Here is a 17327-nt window from a genome sequence, read left to right on the forward strand (position 1 = left end):
CTGATTACAGATCAATAGAGAGGCCCTGCCGGAAACGGCGGGGCCTTTTTTGTTTCGGACGCCGCCAGGACTTCGTCGATGAAGGCGCGCTTACCGTGGGTGTAAATGTCCCAGTTGCCTTCGGCCTCTTTGGCGAGGCGTTTCTTCAGGGTTTCGTAGCGGCGCGCATGCTCCGGCTGTCCACGCAGGTGGTCCCGAAAAAGCAGGCGCGCGGCATGGGCGGCGTTGCCGTCCTCACAGAGATAAAGCCGTGTGCCGCAAGGGCGCGTTTGGCTCGTGAAGGTCCAGAGGCCGCTTGCGTAGGGGTCTCCGTGGAAGGCGTAGCCCGCATTGAGAAGGCGCGCATTGAGTTCATGCAATGCGTTCAGATCCGTGACGACCGCGTCGATATCGATCTTCGGCTTTGCCGCCAATCCAGGCACCGCGGTGCTGCCGACGTGATGAATTTCGCGGATGTAAGGCGAAAGCAGGGTTGCGATCGCCGAGGCGAGCTCGTCGAACAGCGATGGCCAGCAGGGATCATATTCGACAAGTGTGATGCGCGTCATATGATTCGGGATCCGGAGGATTGCCGGAAGGATAGCGTATGGCGGGCTTCGCGGATGTGGAAAATTCCGTCAAGCTCGACAATGACTTGCGCCGGACTGTCAGGTTCCCGGGCGCCAGGGAAGGGGCGTCACATTTTCCGTGAGTATTTTTCGTTTCTTCCGTCAAAGGCGCTTGTCATCGCCCGATAAACTGAATAATAAGCCGCTGACTTGATGCACTGACCGGTTCGAGAATGACCGGTGAAAGTGATCTAGGGGTATAGCTCAGTTGGTAGAGCGGCGGTCTCCAAAACCGCAGGTCGTCGGTTCAAGCCCGGCTGCCCCTGCCATTGCCTCCGACCTTTGCAAACGGCTCGAAGCCGGTTAGGGTAGGGGGAGGTCGGATAGGCCGATCATCGAAATTCACAGAAAAGACCGAATGCCTCTTGTGATTTGTGGAATCGGTCTTTATGTAGGGTCCAAACAGACACGCGGTGCGTGGGGCTGAATCATCGGCTTTACGCGCCGTAATGGCGTGAGCATTACATGGCATCCAAAACGAATCCGTTTACGTTTCTGCAGCAGGTTCGCTCAGAGGCGTCGAAAGTAACTTGGCCTTCCAGGCGCGAGACGATGATCTCGACGCTGATGGTTTTTGTCATGGTCTTTTTTGCCGCTGCCTTCTTCTTTGCTGCGGACCAGTTGATGGGTTGGCTTATCGGCCTAGTCCTCAACGCTGGCGCTTGATTGGGTGGAGGGTAGTATGGCTGCACGCTGGTATATTGTTCACGCCTATTCGAATTTCGAAAAGAAGGTGGCTGAATCGATCGAGGAAAAGGCCAAGCAGAAGGGCCTTGAGCACCTGTTCGAAAAGATCCTCGTTCCGACTGAAAAGGTCGTCGAGGTTCGCCGTGGTCGCAAGGTTGATGCTGAGCGCAAGTTTTTCCCGGGTTACGTCCTGGTGCGCGCCAACCTGACCGATGAGGCCTATCACCTCATCAAGAACACACCGAAGGTTACCGGTTTTCTCGGTACCGACAGCAAGCCGGTTCCGATTCCGGACCATGAGGCCGATCGTATCCTCGGCCAGGTCCAGGATGGCGTCGAGCGTCCGAAGCCTTCCGTTTCCTTCGAGATCGGCGAGCAGGTTCGCGTCTCGGATGGTCCGTTCGCCTCGTTCAACGGCATCGTTCAGGATGTCGACGAGGAGCGGTCGCGCCTGAAGGTCGAAGTATCGATCTTCGGCCGTGCGACCCCGGTCGAGCTGGAATACGGCCAGGTCGAAAAGGTCTGAGAAGATCAAAAGAGATTGGGCAAGTCGTTTCGGCCTGCCCTGGCGGAGAAATCCGCATGCGCGTGGAAGGACGTCGGCCTTAGCCGGGACGAAGGGTCCGCACCACGCAACCGCAGCCGCCGATCCACGGGTCGGCAGAATGCCGGGAGACCGGCGCAACAGTTCCTCGTTTCGATCCGTCGGGATGAGGCAATGAGAGGCAGAGAGAAATGGCTAAGAAAGTTGCAGGCCAGCTCAAGCTGCAGGTGAAGGCAGGGTCGGCCAATCCGTCCCCGCCGATCGGTCCTGCACTTGGTCAGCGTGGCATTAACATCATGGAATTCTGCAAGGCGTTCAACGCCGCCACGCAGGAAATGGAAAAGGGTATGCCGATCCCGGTCGTCATCACCTATTACCAGGACAAGTCGTTCACCTTCGTCATGAAGCAGCCGCCGGTCAGCTACTTCCTGAAGAAGGAATCGAAGATCACGTCTGGTTCGAAGACGCCTGGCAAGGCCAAGGCTGGCTCGATCACCAAGGCTCAGATCCGCACGATCGCAGAGGCCAAGATGAAGGACCTCAACGCGGCCGATATCGAAGGCGCAATGGCAATGGTCGAGGGTTCTGCCCGCTCCATGGGCCTGGAAGTGGCGGGCTAAGACCATGGCGAAGATTGCAAAGCGTGTACAGAAGTCCCGCGAGGGCATCGACCCGACGAAGATCTACGGCCTCACCGAAGCTGTTTCGTTGGTCAAGGAACGTGCAACCGCCAAGTTCGACGAGACTGTTGAAGTCGCGATGAACCTCGGCGTTGACCCGCGCCACGCCGACCAGATGGTCCGCGGCGTCGTCAACCTGCCGAACGGCACCGGCCGCACGGTTCGCGTCGCCGTGTTCGCACGTGGCGCCAAGGCTGACGAAGCCAAGGCTGCCGGTGCAGACGTTGTCGGTGCTGAAGAGCTCGTCGAAATCGTCCAGGGCGGCAAGATCGACTTCGATCGTTGCATCGCGACCCCGGACATGATGCCGCTCGTCGGCCGTCTCGGTAAGGTACTCGGCCCGCGCGGCATGATGCCGAACCCGAAGGTCGGTACGGTCACCATGGACGTTGCCGGTGCTGTCAAGGCATCCAAGGGCGGCGCTGTCGAGTTCCGCGTCGAGAAGGCTGGTATCATCCACGCCGGTATCGGCAAGGCTTCGTTCGACGCCAAGGCTCTGGAAGAAAACATCCGCGCTTTCGCTGACGCCGTCGTCAAGGCGAAGCCGGCTGGCGCCAAGGGCAACTACGTCAAGCGCGTAGCTATTTCGTCGACCATGGGCCCGGGCCTGAAGATCGACCCGGCAACGCTCAGCGTCGCCTAACGAATTTCGGGCTTCGGCCCGGGAAAGAATTTCCGGCCCTTCGGGGCCGGAAATCCGGATTTCGATCCGGAACTCCTGTCCGAGATTGCGGGTGGTTATACCTTAATCACTTCGGCCTGCATGAGACGGGTAAGATCTGAATTTCACGATGACGCCGGAGGCGTCGAAATTCGGTTCGAGCCTCGCTTGCCTTGTGTCAGACCCGGCTTTCCGGGAACGCCAAGGGACAGGATCCTCAAGCGTTGCTCGGGATCTTCGTAAGATGATCCCTGGTGACAAAGGCAAACCCGGCGGGGCTGCATCATTGCAACCCTGCCTACTGGAGACAGACAGTGGAAAGAGCGGAAAAACGCGAATTCGTCACGGAGCTGAACGAAGTCTTCAAGGCTTCCGGTTCGGTTGTCGTGGCCCACTATGCTGGTGTCACAGTTGCGCAGATGAACGACTTCCGTTCGAAGATGCGCGCTGCTGGCGGCACCGTCAAAGTCGCGAAAAACCGCCTGGCCAAGATCGCTCTTCAGGGCACCGAGTCGGAAGGGATGACAGATCTCTTCAAGGGTCAGACGCTGATCGCATTCAGCCAAGACCCGATCACGGCTCCTAAGGTCGTCATGGATTTCGCCAAGACCAACGACAAGCTCGTTGTCCTCGGCGGCGCCATGGGAACAACCACGCTCACCGCCGAAGCAGTCAAGTCGCTTGCGACCCTGCCTTCGCTGGACGAGCTGCGCGCAAAGCTGCTGGGCCTTCTCAATGCCCCGGCAACTCGCGTCGCTACGGTTGTTGCAGCACCGGCAAGTCAGCTTGCCCGCGTGTTCGCCGCCTATGCCAAGAAGGACGAAGCCGCCTAAGGCGGATTTTCGCTGTTGTATTTAAAACCAGTTCGAACCGAACAAAAGGAAAAGTAAAATGGCTGATCTCGCAAAGATCGTTGAAGACCTCTCCTCGCTGACCGTCCTGGAAGCTGCTGAGCTTTCCAAGCTGCTCGAAGAGAAGTGGGGCGTTTCTGCCGCTGCTCCGGTTGCTGTTGCTGCTGCTGGCGGCGCTGGCGCTGCTGCACCGGTTGAAGAAGAAAAGACCGAATTTGACGTTATCCTCGTTGACGCTGGCGCCAACAAGATCAACGTCATCAAGGAAGTCCGCGCCATCACCGGTCTCGGCCTCAAGGAAGCCAAGGACCTGGTCGAAGGCGCTCCGAAGCCGGTCAAGGAAGCAGTTTCCAAGGCTGAAGCTGCTGACCTCAAGAAGAAGCTCGAAGACGCTGGCGCCAAGGTTGACGTCAAGTAATTCGGCATTTTGCAAGGGGAGGTGGCCATTTCGGCCGCCTCTCTTTGACCGTTTTTAGAACATATTACCCAAAAGCCTGTCGCAAAACGGCTTTTGGGTAATGGGTTCTTCAAGAGGATGGTCTCGAACGGAATTCAGCACAGCAATCCGCGCTGGGCGTTTTCCGCAAGTTAGACGAGATTGAACTACTCATTGATTGACGGGGTCGACTGGCCATCGGTTCCCGTCCGTTGCAGGCCCGGATGCAAGATTGACAAGGAGCGACGATGGCTCAGACCCTTTCGTTTAACGGTCGCAGGCGCGTACGCAAGTTTTTTGGTAAAATTCCAGAAGTCGCAGAAATGCCGAACCTCATCGAGGTTCAGAAGGCATCCTACGACCAGTTTCTGATGGTTGAAGAGCCCAAGGGCGGACGCCCTGATGAGGGCCTTCAAGCCGTTTTCAAATCGGTTTTCCCGATCAAGGATTTCTCCGGCGCATCGATGCTCGAGTTCGTTTCTTACGAATTCGAACAACCGAAGTTCGACGTCGAAGAGTGCCGTCAGCGCGATCTGACCTACGCAGCGCCGCTCAAGGTGACGCTGCGTCTGATCGTGTTCGATATTGACGAGGATACCGGCGCGAAGTCGATCAAGGACATCAAGGAACAGAACGTCTACATGGGCGACATGCCGCTCATGACCGACAATGGTACCTTCATCGTCAACGGCACCGAGCGCGTTATCGTTTCGCAGATGCACCGCTCCCCGGGCGTGTTCTTCGACCACGACAAGGGCAAGAGCCACTCTTCCGGCAAGCTGCTCTTCGCTGCTCGCGTCATCCCGTATCGTGGTTCCTGGCTCGACATCGAGTTTGACGCCAAGGACATCGTTCACGCCCGTATCGACCGTCGCCGCAAGATCCCCGTGTCTTCGCTGCTGATGGCGCTTGGCATGGACGGCGAGGAAATCCTCGACACCTTCTATACGAAGTCGCTCTACCAGCGCGATGGCGCAGGCTGGCGCGTGCCGTTCCAGCCGGATGCGCTGAAGGGCCAGAAGGCGATCACCGAGATGGTTGACGCCGACACCGGCGAAGTTGTTGTCGAAGCCGGCAAGAAGCTGACGCCGCGCTTGCTGCGCCAGCTGCAGGACAAGGGTCTGAAGGCCCTCAAGGCGACCGACGACGACCTCTATGGCAACTACCTTGCCGAAGACGTGGTCAACTTCGCGACCGGTGAAATCTATCTCGAAGCAGGCGATGAAATCGACGAGAAGACGCTTCCCGTCATCCTGTCGGCCGGTTTCGACGAGATCCCGGTTCTCGACATCGACCACATCAATGTCGGTGCCTACATCCGCAACACGCTGACCGTAGACAAGAACGAGAACCGTCAGGACGCTCTGTTCGATATCTACCGCGTGATGCGTCCGGGCGAACCGCCGACCATGGATTCCGCGGAAGCCATGTTCAACACGCTGTTCTTCGATGCCGAGCGTTACGATCTCTCGGCCGTTGGCCGCGTGAAGATGAACATGCGCCTCGACCTCGACGTGGCCGACACCGTGCGCATCCTGCGCAAGGAAGACATCCTGGCTGTCGTCAAGATGCTGGTCGAACTGCGTGACGGCAAGGGCGAAATCGACGACATCGACAACCTCGGCAACCGCCGTGTTCGTTCTGTCGGCGAGTTGATGGAAAACCAGTACCGCCTCGGTCTGCTCCGCATGGAGCGCGCGATCAAGGAACGCATGTCGTCGATCGAAATCGATACCGTCATGCCGCAGGACCTGATCAACGCCAAGCCGGCCGCCGCTGCCGTCCGCGAATTCTTCGGCTCGTCGCAGCTGTCGCAGTTCATGGACCAGGTGAACCCGCTGTCGGAAATCACCCACAAGCGTCGCCTTTCGGCACTTGGCCCGGGTGGTCTGACCCGCGAGCGCGCAGGCTTCGAAGTCCGCGACGTTCACCCGACCCACTACGGCCGTATTTGCCCGATTGAAACGCCGGAAGGCCCGAACATCGGTCTGATCAACTCGCTTGCGACCTTTGCCCGCGTCAACAAGTACGGCTTCATCGAAAGCCCGTACCGCAAGATCGTCGACGGCAAGGTGACCAACGACGTCGTCTATCTCTCGGCGATGGAAGAAGCGAAGTATCACGTCGCCCAGGCAAACTCGGTTCTCGAGAGCGATGGTTCGTTCTCCGAAGAATTCGTCGTCTGCCGTCATGCCGGCGAAGTTATGCTGGCACCGCGCGACAACATCAACCTGATGGACGTTTCGCCGAAGCAGCTCGTTTCGGTCGCAGCCGCGCTCATCCCGTTCCTCGAGAACGACGACGCGAACCGCGCACTGATGGGCTCGAACATGCAGCGTCAGGCCGTGCCTCTGCTGCGCGCCGAAGCTCCGTTCGTCGGTACCGGCATGGAGCCGGTCGTTGCCCGCGACTCCGGCGCTGCTATTGCAGCCCGTCGTGGCGGTGTCGTCGACCAGGTCGATGCGACGCGTATCGTTATCCGCGCCACCGAAGACCTCGATCCGTCGAAGTCGGGCGTCGATATCTACCGGCTGCAGAAGTTCCAGCGCTCCAACCAGAACACCTGCGTCAACCAGCGTCCGCTGGTCACCGTCGGTGACATCCTGAACAAGGGCGACATCATCGCGGACGGTCCGTCGACCGACCTCGGCGATCTGGCTCTCGGCCGCAACGCGCTCGTCGCGTTCATGCCGTGGAACGGCTACAACTACGAAGACTCGATCCTGCTCTCCGAGCGTATCGTTCGTGACGACGTGTTCACCTCCATCCACATCGAAGAGTTCGAAGTGATGGCGCGTGACACCAAGCTCGGCCCGGAAGAAATTACCCGCGACATTCCGAACGTTTCGGAAGAAGCGCTGCGTAATCTCGACGAAGCCGGCATCGTCTACATCGGTGCGGAAGTTCAGCCGGGCGATATCCTGGTCGGCAAGATCACGCCGAAGGGCGAAAGCCCGATGACGCCGGAAGAAAAGCTTCTGCGCGCCATCTTCGGTGAAAAGGCCTCTGACGTCCGCGACACCTCCATGCGCATGCCCCCGGGCACGTTCGGTACCGTTGTCGAAGTTCGCGTTTTCAATCGCCACGGCGTTGAGAAGGACGAACGTGCGATGGCGATCGAGCGCGAGGAAATCGAACGCCTGGCCAAGGACCGCGACGACGAACAGGCGATCCTCGATCGCAACGTCTACGCGCGTCTCGTCGACATGCTGCGCGGCCACACCGCGGTTGCAGGTCCGAAGGGCTTCAAGAAGGGCACCGAGCTTTCCAACCTCGTCGTCAGCGAATATCCCCGCTCGCAGTGGTGGATGTTTGCCATCGAAGACGAAAAGGCTCAGGGCGAGATCGAAGCGCTTCGCGCCCAGTACGACGAATCCAAGTCGCGCCTTGAACAGCGCTTCATGGACAAGGTCGAAAAGGTCCAGCGCGGCGACGAAATGCCTCCTGGCGTCATGAAGATGGTCAAGGTCTTCGTCGCTGTGAAGCGCAAGATCCAGCCGGGCGACAAGATGGCCGGCCGTCACGGCAACAAGGGTGTCGTGTCGCGTATCGTGCCGATCGAAGACATGCCGTTCCTGGAAGATGGCACGCACGTCGACGTCGTTCTGAACCCGCTCGGCGTGCCTTCGCGCATGAACGTCGGCCAGATCCTCGAAACCCATCTCGGCTGGGCTTGCGCCGGCATGGGCAAGAAGATCGGTGCGATGCTCGATGCCTACAAGGCAGGTGCCGACATCCAGCCGCTGCGCGATACCATCGACAGCGTCATCGGGTCGGGCCCGAAGGGTGAGCCGATCAAGCAGTACGACGACGCGTCGATCGTGCGGCTTGCCGAGCAGACCCGTCGCGGCGTTTCGATCGCAACGCCGGTCTTCGACGGTGCTGTCGAAGCCGACGTCAACGAGATGCTGGAGCAGGCGGGCCTGAAGGTATCGGGTCAGTCGACGCTTTATGATGGCCGTACCGGCGATCAGTTCGACCGCCAGGTGACCGTCGGCTACATCTACATGCTGAAGCTGAACCACCTTGTCGACGACAAGATCCACGCCCGTTCGATCGGTCCTTACTCGCTCGTGACCCAGCAGCCGCTGGGCGGCAAGGCGCAGTTCGGCGGTCAGCGCTTCGGGGAAATGGAAGTCTGGGCGCTCGAAGCCTACGGCGCCGCCTACACCCTGCAGGAAATGCTGACGGTGAAGTCGGACGACGTGGCCGGCCGTACCAAGGTCTACGAAGCGATCGTCCGTGGCGACGACACCTTCGAAGCGGGCATTCCCGAGAGCTTCAACGTTCTCGTCAAGGAAATGCGCTCGCTGGGCCTCTCGGTCGAACTCGAGAACACCAAGGTCGACGAACTCGGTGCAGGTCAGCTGCCCGACGCAGCCGAATAAGAAACATCAAGGTGCGTGCCGCGTCGCGGCGCGCACCGCTTCCTCCGCAAGGCTTCATTGGCAAGCGAGAGGAACGGGGCCGCATCAGATGCGGTTTTAGCTGTTTATGGGGTAGGGGCCGGCGCCCGGGATTTGTCGGCACCCCGCCAAGCTCAGGGCGTTAAGCCCGTAAAGGAGACAGGCATGAACCAAGAGGTCATGAATCTTTTCAATCCGCAGGTGCCTGCACAGACTTTCGATTCCATCCGGATTTCGATCGCCTCGCCGGAGAAGATTCTTTCCTGGTCTTACGGTGAGATCAAGAAGCCGGAGACGATCAACTACCGCACGTTCAAGCCGGAACGCGATGGTCTTTTCTGCGCCCGTATCTTCGGTCCGATCAAGGATTACGAATGCCTGTGCGGCAAGTACAAGCGCATGAAGTACAAGGGCATTATCTGCGAAAAGTGCGGCGTTGAAGTTACGCTTTCGCGCGTTCGCCGTGAGCGCATGGGCCATATCGAGCTCGCCGCTCCCGTTGCCCACATCTGGTTCCTGAAGTCGTTGCCGTCGCGCATCTCCACGTTGCTTGACATGACGCTGAAGGATGTCGAGCGCGTTCTGTACTTCGAAAACTACATCGTGACCGAGCCTGGTCTGACGTCGCTGAAGGAAAACCAGCTCCTCAGCGAAGAAGATTACATGCTCGCCGTCGATGAGTTCGGCGAAGACCAGTTCACCGCGATGATCGGTGCTGAAGCGATCTATGAGATGCTCGCTTCGATGAACCTCGAAAAGATCGCTGGCGATCTGCGTTCGGATCTGGCCGAGACCACCTCGGATCTGAAGCAGAAGAAGCTGATGAAGCGCCTGAAGATCGTCGAGAACTTCATGGAATCCGGCAACCGTCCGGAATGGATGATCATGAAGGTCGTTCCGGTGATCCCGCCGGACCTGCGCCCGCTCGTGCCGCTTGACGGGGGCCGTTTCGCGACGTCGGATCTGAATGATCTCTATCGCCGCGTGATCAACCGTAACAACCGTCTTAAGCGCCTGATCGAACTGCGCGCACCGGGCATCATCATCCGTAACGAAAAGCGCATGCTGCAGGAATCTGTGGACGCGCTGTTCGACAACGGCCGTCGCGGCCGCGTCATCACCGGTGCCAACAAGCGCCCGCTGAAGTCGCTGTCCGACATGCTCAAGGGCAAGCAGGGCCGCTTCCGTCAGAACCTGCTCGGCAAGCGCGTCGACTATTCCGGTCGTTCGGTCATCGTGACCGGTCCGGAACTGAAGCTGCACCAGTGCGGTCTGCCGAAGAAGATGGCGCTCGAGCTGTTCAAGCCGTTCATCTACGCCCGCCTCGACGCCAAGGGTTACTCCTCGACGGTCAAGCAGGCCAAGAAGCTCGTCGAAAAGGAAAAGCCGGAAGTCTGGGATATCCTCGACGAGGTCATCCGCGAACATCCGGTTCTGTTGAACCGCGCGCCGACGCTGCACCGCCTGGGCATCCAGGCCTTCGAACCGACCCTGGTCGAAGGCAAGGCGATCCAGCTGCACCCGCTCGTCTGCACGGCCTTCAACGCCGACTTCGACGGCGACCAGATGGCCGTCCACGTGCCGCTGTCGCTCGAAGCGCAGCTCGAAGCCCGCGTGCTGATGATGTCGACCAACAACATCCTGCACCCGGCCAACGGCGCACCGATCATCGTTCCGTCGCAGGACATGGTTCTGGGTCTGTACTACTTGTCGATCCTCAACCAGAACGAGCCGGGCGAAGGCATGGCGTTCTCGGACATGGGCGAGTTGCATCACGCGCTCGAAACCAAGGCCGTGACGCTGCACGCCAAGATCCGTGGCCGCTTCAAGACCGTCGACGCCGAGGGCAACCCGGTTTCGAAGATCTATGAGACGACGCCTGGCCGCATGATCATCGGCGAACTGTTGCCGCGCAACGTCAACGTGCCGTTCGAGACCTGCAACCAGGAAATGACCAAGAAGAACATCTCCAAGATGATCGACACGGTCTACCGTCACTGCGGTCAGAAAGACACGGTCATCTTCTGCGACCGCATCATGCAGCTCGGCTTTGCCCATGCTTGCCGCGCCGGCATTTCGTTCGGCAAGGACGACATGGTCATTCCGGACACCAAGGTGAAGATCGTCGGCGATACTGAAGCGCTCGTGAAGGAATACGAGCAGCAGTACAACGACGGCCTCATCACCCAGGGCGAAAAGTACAACAAGGTTGTCGACGCCTGGGGCAAGGCCACCGAGAAGGTCGCCGACGAAATGATGGCCCGCATTAAGGCTGTCGAGTTCGACGACAACGGCCGTCAGAAGCCGATGAACTCGATCTACATGATGTCGCACTCCGGCGCCCGTGGTTCTCCGAACCAGATGCGTCAGCTGGGCGGCATGCGCGGCCTGATGGCCAAGCCGTCGGGTGAAATCATCGAGACGCCGATCATCTCGAACTTCAAGGAAGGCCTCACCGTTAACGAGTACTTCAACTCGACCCACGGTGCCCGTAAGGGTCTGGCCGACACCGCCTTGAAGACCGCGAACTCGGGTTACCTGACCCGTCGTCTCGTCGACGTGGCACAGGACTGCATCGTCAACTCCGTCGATTGCGGCACCGAAAACGGTCTCACCATGACGGCGATCGTCGATGCCGGTCAGGTCGTGGCTTCGCTCGGCGCCCGTATTCTCGGCCGTACTGCTCTGGACGATATCGATCACCCGGTCACGGGCGTTCGCCTCGTCGACGCCGGCCGGATGATCCTGGAACCCGATGTCATCGAGATCGAAAAGGCTGGTATCCAGTCGATCCGCATCCGTTCGGCTCTGACCTGCGAAATCCAGACGGGCGTTTGCGGCGTCTGCTACGGCCGCGACCTGGCACGTGGTACGCCGGTCAACATGGGCGAAGCGGTTGGCGTTATCGCCGCACAGTCGATCGGTGAACCGGGCACCCAGCTCACCATGCGTACCTTCCACTTGGGCGGTACGGCGACCGTGGTCGACCAGTCGTTCCTGGAAGCGTCCTACGAAGGCACGGTTCAGATCAAGAACCGCAACATGCTGCGCAACTCTGACGGCGTTCTCGTCGCCATGGGTCGTAACATGGCCGTGCAGATCCTCGACGAACGTGGTGTCGAACGCTCCTCGCAACGCGTCGCCTACGGCTCGAAGATCTTCGTGGACGATGGCGACAAGGTGAAGCGCGGCCAGCGCCTCGCCGAGTGGGACCCCTACACCCGTCCGATGATGACGGAAGTGGAAGGTACCGTTCACTTCGAAGACGTCGTCGACGGCATCTCGGTCCTGGAAGCGACCGACGAGTCCACCGGCATCACCAAGCGTCAGGTTATCGATTGGCGTTCGACGCCGCGCGGTACCGACCTGAAGCCGGCGATCGTCATCAAGGACAAGAACGGCGCCGTGCTGAAGCTGTCGCGTGGTGGTGACGCCCGCTTCATGCTTTCGGTCGACGCCATTCTGTCGGTCGAGCCGGGCACGAAGGTCTCGCAGGGTGACGTGCTTGCACGTTCGCCGCTGGAAAGCGCCAAGACCAAGGACATCACCGGTGGTCTGCCGCGCGTTGCCGAACTGTTCGAAGCGCGTCGTCCGAAGGACCATGCCATCATCGCTGAGATCGATGGTACGATCCGCTTCGGTCGCGACTACAAGAACAAGCGTCGCGTGCTGATCGAGCCTGCTGAAGACGGTGTCGAGCCGGTCGAATACCTGATCCCGAAGGGCAAGCCCTTCCATCTTCAGGATGGCGACTACATCGAAAAGGGCGACTACATCCTCGACGGCAACCCGGCGCCGCACGACATCCTGGCGATCAAGGGCGTGGAAGCACTCGCTTCCTACCTGGTCAACGAAATCCAGGAAGTCTACCGACTGCAGGGCGTTGTGATCAACGACAAGCACATCGAAGTCATCGTTCGTCAGATGCTGCAGAAGGTGGAAATCACCGATGCCGGCGACTCGACCTACATCGTCGGTGACAATGTCGATCGCATCGAACTCGAAGACGTCAACGACGGCCTGATCGAACAGGGCAAGAAGCCGGCATACGGCGACCCGGTCCTGCTCGGTATCACCAAGGCCTCGCTGCAGACACCGTCGTTCATCTCGGCGGCGTCGTTCCAGGAAACCACCAAGGTCCTGACCGAAGCGGCGATCGCCGGCAAGGTCGATGGCCTGCAGGGTCTGAAGGAAAACGTCATCGTCGGTCGTCTGATCCCGGCCGGTACCGGTGGAACCATGACCCAGATCCGTCGCATCGCCACGGCGCGCGACGAGATGATCCTCGAAGAGCGTCGCAAGGGCACGGGTGCAGATGTTGCAACCCCGATGCTTGCCGACCTCGCCAAGGAAAACGCAGCAGCGGAATAATGGGAGGAGGGCGGTCACCGCCCTCGTTTCCCGAGAACAAAAAAGCCGCCCGGAGCGATCCGGGCGGCTTTTTCATTGGGGAAGGGGGACTGACGCGCCATCCGCGCGTCGAAGGCCTCAGGCGAAACGGATGATCGCGACTTCGCCATCAAGTGCGCCTTGATAGGCTGAGGCGTGGGGCTCTTCGTTCGGTACGTCGGTCAGCGTCCCGATCTGGTCGAGGTCGGCCTCCAGGAAGCCTTCCTCGGCGAGCGCGTTCAGCGCCTCGCGCACGGCGGTGTCGTCGTCGGGTGCGCGCAACATCACGTGAATGTCGACACCTTCTTCGTCTCCGTCGGTCTCATAGGCCTTGCCGATGATGATGAAGACCATCGGTTCGTCAGGTGCATTGTCGTTGTCAGGCGTGACGCTCATTGAATTTCCTTTCGAGTGCGTGCCCGACTTTAACGCCCTTTTCGGTGCAGCGCGAAAGAAATAGCAAAATGGCCACAGGCTTTGCCGGCAGGTAGAATCGCTGCGGTGGAAAACCGTCATAAAGTGGTTGCCGATTCCTTAACCCTGTCAGAAACTGCCTGAGGTCGAAGGACATTGCGCACTGCCGCGGGCGGGCCAGACCCGCGCAAAAGCCTTGTTTTCCGGGCATGTGACGTCTGTATGCCGGAGTTTATTTGTTAATTGCCCTTGACTGTCGGCCTTGAAATCAGTACACCCCGCCGCATCGGAGCCCATGTGAGGCTGGCTGGTTCGGAACGTCGCGTTCTGGAGTTCGCCTCAAACAAGGTTCGAAACGCACGCTGACTACAAAAAATGCTGCACGCATGACGCGCGAAACGCTGTGTCCTCTGCTTTTTGTAGGGCCATCCGCGATAAAGCGGATCGGTCCTCGTTTGCGCATTTTACAGGCGTTCGTATCGCCGGCGACGGCAACGATCCGCCCGCAAGGGTAACGAGACAAGATTTTGCAAGGGATGGTTACATGCCTACCGTAAACCAGCTGATCCGCAAGCCGCGTCAGGCACAGGTAAAGCGCAACAAGGTTCCTGCTCTGCAGGAAAACCCACAGAAGCGCGGCGTATGCACCCGCGTTTACACGACGACCCCGAAGAAGCCGAACTCGGCTCTGCGTAAGGTTGCCAAGATTCGCCTGACCAACGGCTTCGAAGTCATCGGCTATATCCCGGGTGAAGGCCACAACCTTCAGGAACACTCGGTTGTCATGATCCGCGGCGGCCGCGTAAAGGACCTTCCGGGTGTCCGTTACCACATCATCCGTGGCGTACTCGATACGCAGGGTGTCAAGAACCGCAAGCAGCGCCGCTCCAAGTATGGTGCGAAGCGTCCGAAGTAATTTCGGGTTTCACGAATTCGGCGCTGCGCGAGGTTCTCCGCGTGTTAAGGCGCCAGTCAACAGTTGAGAGACAAAACGTATGTCACGTCGTCACAGTGCAGAAAAGCGCGAGATCAACCCGGACCCGAAGTTCGGCGATCTGGTTGTCACCAAGTTCATGAACGCCATCATGCTTCATGGCAAGAAGTCGGTTGCTGAAAGCATCGTTTACGGTGCCTTCGATGCCGTTCAGGGCAAGCTGAAGCAGGAGCCGATTGCCGTGTTCCATTCGGCCCTCGACAACATCGCTCCGCACGTCGAAGTCCGTTCGCGTCGCGTTGGTGGTGCAACCTACCAGGTTCCCGTCGACGTTCGTCCGGAACGCCGTCAGGCGCTCGCCATCCGCTGGCTGATCGCTGCTGCCCGCAAGCGCAACGAAACGACCATGGTTGATCGCCTCTGCGGCGAACTCATGGACGCTGCGAACAACCGCGGCAGCGCCGTCAAGAAGCGCGAAGACACGCACAAGATGGCCGACGCCAACCGTGCATTCTCGCACTACCGCTGGTAATCGACGACCAATTTCGAAAGGGAGTCCCTATGGCTCGCGAATACAAAATCGAAGACTACCGCAATTTCGGTATCATGGCGCACATCGACGCCGGCAAGACGACGACGACAGAACGTATTCTCTACTACACCGGCAAGTCCCATAAGATCGGCGAAGTCCATGACGGCGCCGCTACCATGGACTGGATGGAGCAGGAGCAGGAACGCGGCATCACCATCACGTCTGCTGCGACCACGACCTTCTGGAAGGGCCGTGACGGCAAGACCCGCCGCTTCAACATCATCGACACCCCCGGCCACGTTGACTTCACCATCGAAGTCGAGCGTTCGCTGCGCGTTCTCGACGGTGCCATCGCACTTCTCGACGCCAACGCCGGTGTTGAGCCGCAGACGGAAACCGTCTGGCGTCAGGCTGAGAAGTACAATGTCCCGCGGATGATCTTCTGCAACAAGATGGACAAGACCGGCGCTGACTTCTACCGCTCTGTCTCGATGATCAAGTCGCGCCTCGGTGCGATCCCGGTCGTCATGCAGCTGCCGATCGGCGCTGAGACCGAGTTCAAGGGCGTCATCGACCTGATCGAGATGAACGCACTCATCTGGCGCGACGAATCGCTCGGCGCACAGTGGGACGTCGTCGAAATTCCGGATGACATGAAGGCAGAAGCGCAGAAGTACCGCGAACTCCTGATCGAGACCGTTGTCGAGATCGACGAAGCCGCGACCGAAGCGTACCTCGAAGGCAACCTGCCCGACAACGACCAGATCCGCGCGCTCGTTCGCCGTGGCACCATCGACGTGAAGTTCCACCCGATGTTCTGCGGTACCGCGTTCAAGAACAAGGGCGTTCAGCCGCTTCTCGACGCCGTCGTCGACTATCTGCCGTCGCCGCTGGACATCCCGGCGATCAAGGGCATCGACGTCAAGACGGAAGCCGAGACCGAGCGTCACGCTGACGACAGCGAGCCGCTTTCGATGCTCGCCTTCAAGATCATGAACGACCCCTTCGTCGGTTCGCTGACCTTCGCCCGCATCTACTCCGGCAAGCTCGAAAAGGGCACGTCGGTCATGAACACGGTCAAGGAAAAGCGCGAGCGCGTCGGCCGTATGCTGCAGATGCATTCCAACAGCCGTGAAGACATCGAAGAAGCCTTTGCTGGCGACATCGTTGCTCTGGCTGGCCTCAAGGAAACCACCACTGGCGATACGCTCTGCGATCCGCTGAAGCCGGTTATCCTCGAGCGCATGGAATTCCCTGAGCCGGTCATCCAGATCGCGATCGAGCCGAAGACCAAGGGCGACCAGGAAAAGATGGGCCTCGCGCTCAACCGCCTGGCTGCCGAAGATCCGTCGTTCCGCGTCAAGACCGACGAAGAGTCCGGCCAGACGATCATCGCAGGCATGGGTGAACTTCACCTCGACATCCTGGTTGACCGTATGCGTCGCGAATTCAAGGTCGAAGCAACCGTCGGCGCACCGCAGGTTGCCTACCGCGAAACCATCACGCGTCAGCACGAAGAAGACTACACGCACAAGAAGCAGTCCGGTGGTACCGGCCAGTTCGCGCGCGTCAAGATCGTCTTCGAACCGAACCCGGATGGCGAAGACTTCAAGTTCGAGTCCAAGATCGTTGGTGGTGCTGTTCCGAAGGAATACATCCCGGGCGTTCAGAAGGGCATCGAAAGCGTTCTGTCTTCGGGTCCGCTCGCAGGCTTCCCGATGTTGGGCGTCAAGGCGACGCTCATCGACGGTGCCTTCCACGACGTCGACTCGTCGGTCCTGGCGTTCGAAATCGCTTCGCGTGCCTGCTTCCGTGAAGCAGCCAAGAAGGCCGGCGCTCAGCTCCTCGAGCCGATGATGAAGGTCGAAGTGGTAACGCCGGAAGATTACGTCGGTGACGTTATCGGTGACCTGAACTCGCGTCGTGGCCAGATCCAGGGCCAGGAATCGCGCGGCGTTGCCGTCGTGATCAACGCGAACGTCCCGCTGGCGAACATGTTCAAGTACGTGGACAACCTGCGCTCGATGTCTCAGGGCCGCGCCCAGTACACGATGACCTTCGATCACTACTCGCCGGTCCCGTCGAACGTCGCACAGGAAATCCAGGCAAAGTATTCCGGTCAGAAGTGACCGGAATACCCTTTCGCTGAAACAGATAGATAAGATTTCCCCGACAGGGGACAGGA

Annotated in this window: 13 protein-coding genes and 1 tRNA gene; 12 read left to right on the forward strand and 2 right to left on the reverse strand. The window is 59.4% G+C overall.

The features are described 5' to 3' along the window. Window positions 1-11: 11 nt before the first annotated feature. Complete coding sequence (locus tag RTP54_RS06840) at window positions 12-548, reverse strand: GrpB family protein (RefSeq protein ID WP_312361663.1); 537 nt, start codon at window positions 546-548, stop codon at window positions 12-14. Between the two features lie 253 nt (window positions 549-801). On the opposite strand from RTP54_RS06840, the gene RTP54_RS06845 reads away from it, so the two are divergent. The 9 genes from RTP54_RS06845 (at window position 802) to rpoC (ending at window position 13244) form a co-directional block, all read left to right on the forward strand. After that, window positions 802-877: transfer RNA gene (locus RTP54_RS06845), tRNA-Trp, on the forward strand. 196 nt (window positions 878-1073) lie between these two features. After that, window positions 1074-1274, forward strand: coding sequence for a preprotein translocase subunit SecE (gene secE, locus RTP54_RS06850; RefSeq protein ID WP_025426653.1), 201 nt, complete (start codon window positions 1074-1076; stop codon window positions 1272-1274). A 16-nt stretch (window positions 1275-1290) separates the two neighbouring features. Beyond that, window positions 1291-1821: a transcription termination/antitermination protein NusG gene (gene nusG, locus RTP54_RS06855; RefSeq protein ID WP_053247106.1), complete on the forward strand. Its 531-nt coding sequence runs from the start codon at window positions 1291-1293 to the stop codon at window positions 1819-1821. A gap of 209 nt (window positions 1822-2030) precedes the next feature. Continuing rightward, the gene (rplK, locus tag RTP54_RS06860) at window positions 2031-2459 is read left to right on the forward strand and encodes a 50S ribosomal protein L11 (RefSeq protein ID WP_053247107.1); all 429 of its coding nucleotides are present in this window, start codon (window positions 2031-2033) and stop codon (window positions 2457-2459) included. A gap of 4 nt (window positions 2460-2463) precedes the next feature. Continuing rightward, window positions 2464-3162 (forward strand): 50S ribosomal protein L1, encoded by a 699-nt coding sequence (rplA, locus tag RTP54_RS06865; RefSeq protein WP_112811669.1) that lies wholly within the window; start codon window positions 2464-2466, stop codon window positions 3160-3162. A gap of 332 nt (window positions 3163-3494) precedes the next feature. Next, window positions 3495-4013, forward strand: coding sequence for a 50S ribosomal protein L10 (gene rplJ, locus RTP54_RS06870; protein WP_112811668.1), 519 nt, complete (start codon window positions 3495-3497; stop codon window positions 4011-4013). A gap of 58 nt (window positions 4014-4071) precedes the next feature. After that, the gene (gene rplL / locus RTP54_RS06875) at window positions 4072-4449 is read left to right on the forward strand and encodes a 50S ribosomal protein L7/L12 (RefSeq protein ID WP_025426658.1); all 378 of its coding nucleotides are present in this window, start codon (window positions 4072-4074) and stop codon (window positions 4447-4449) included. A 266-nt stretch (window positions 4450-4715) separates the two neighbouring features. After that, complete coding sequence (gene rpoB, locus RTP54_RS06880; RefSeq protein WP_112811667.1) at window positions 4716-8855, forward strand: DNA-directed RNA polymerase subunit beta; 4140 nt, start codon at window positions 4716-4718, stop codon at window positions 8853-8855. Between the two features lie 183 nt (window positions 8856-9038). Beyond that, on the forward strand, window positions 9039-13244 hold the full coding sequence (gene rpoC / locus RTP54_RS06885) for a DNA-directed RNA polymerase subunit beta' (protein WP_112811666.1): 4206 nt from the start codon (window positions 9039-9041) through the stop codon (window positions 13242-13244). 117 nt (window positions 13245-13361) lie between these two features. Here rpoC and RTP54_RS06890 read toward each other — a convergent pair whose 3' ends face one another. Next, on the reverse strand, window positions 13362-13658 hold the full coding sequence (locus RTP54_RS06890; RefSeq protein ID WP_112818687.1) for a transcriptional regulator: 297 nt from the start codon (window positions 13656-13658) through the stop codon (window positions 13362-13364). 562 nt (window positions 13659-14220) lie between these two features. On the opposite strand from RTP54_RS06890, the gene rpsL reads away from it, so the two are divergent. From rpsL to fusA, 3 genes are all read left to right on the forward strand, one after another. Further along, window positions 14221-14592, forward strand: a complete 372-nt coding sequence (gene rpsL / locus RTP54_RS06895) for a 30S ribosomal protein S12 (protein ID WP_003507760.1) — start codon at window positions 14221-14223, stop codon at window positions 14590-14592. Between the two features lie 79 nt (window positions 14593-14671). After that, on the forward strand, window positions 14672-15142 hold the full coding sequence (rpsG, locus tag RTP54_RS06900; RefSeq protein WP_025426662.1) for a 30S ribosomal protein S7: 471 nt from the start codon (window positions 14672-14674) through the stop codon (window positions 15140-15142). 29 nt (window positions 15143-15171) lie between these two features. Then, window positions 15172-17271: an elongation factor G gene (fusA, locus tag RTP54_RS06905; RefSeq protein ID WP_112811665.1), complete on the forward strand. Its 2100-nt coding sequence runs from the start codon at window positions 15172-15174 to the stop codon at window positions 17269-17271. Window positions 17272-17327: the final 56 nt, after the last annotated feature.

It is taken from the genome of Ensifer sp. (assembly GCF_031989085.1).
In the GTDB taxonomy this organism is placed as follows: domain Bacteria; phylum Pseudomonadota; class Alphaproteobacteria; order Rhizobiales; family Rhizobiaceae; genus Ensifer.

Bases quoted from the DNA above. Each gene is read 5' to 3' on its own strand.
- RTP54_RS06840 (WP_312361663.1), bottom strand. From the start codon at position 548: ATGACGCGCATCACACTTGTCGAATATGATCCCTGCTGGCCATCGCTG.
- secE (WP_025426653.1), top strand. From the start codon at position 1,074: ATGGCATCCAAAACGAATCCGTTTACGTTTCTGCAGCAGGTTCGCTCA.
- nusG (WP_053247106.1), top strand. From the start codon at position 1,291: ATGGCTGCACGCTGGTATATTGTTCACGCCTATTCGAATTTCGAAAAG.
- rplK (WP_053247107.1), top strand. From the start codon at position 2,031: ATGGCTAAGAAAGTTGCAGGCCAGCTCAAGCTGCAGGTGAAGGCAGGG.
- rplA (WP_112811669.1), top strand. From the start codon at position 2,464: ATGGCGAAGATTGCAAAGCGTGTACAGAAGTCCCGCGAGGGCATCGAC.
- rplL (WP_025426658.1), top strand. From the start codon at position 4,072: ATGGCTGATCTCGCAAAGATCGTTGAAGACCTCTCCTCGCTGACCGTC.
- rpoB (WP_112811667.1), top strand. From the start codon at position 4,716: ATGGCTCAGACCCTTTCGTTTAACGGTCGCAGGCGCGTACGCAAGTTT.
- rpoC (WP_112811666.1), top strand. From the start codon at position 9,039: ATGAACCAAGAGGTCATGAATCTTTTCAATCCGCAGGTGCCTGCACAG.
- RTP54_RS06890 (WP_112818687.1), bottom strand. From the start codon at position 13,658: ATGAGCGTCACGCCTGACAACGACAATGCACCTGACGAACCGATGGTC.
- rpsL (WP_003507760.1), top strand. From the start codon at position 14,221: ATGCCTACCGTAAACCAGCTGATCCGCAAGCCGCGTCAGGCACAGGTA.
- rpsG (WP_025426662.1), top strand. From the start codon at position 14,672: ATGTCACGTCGTCACAGTGCAGAAAAGCGCGAGATCAACCCGGACCCG.
- fusA (WP_112811665.1), top strand. From the start codon at position 15,172: ATGGCTCGCGAATACAAAATCGAAGACTACCGCAATTTCGGTATCATG.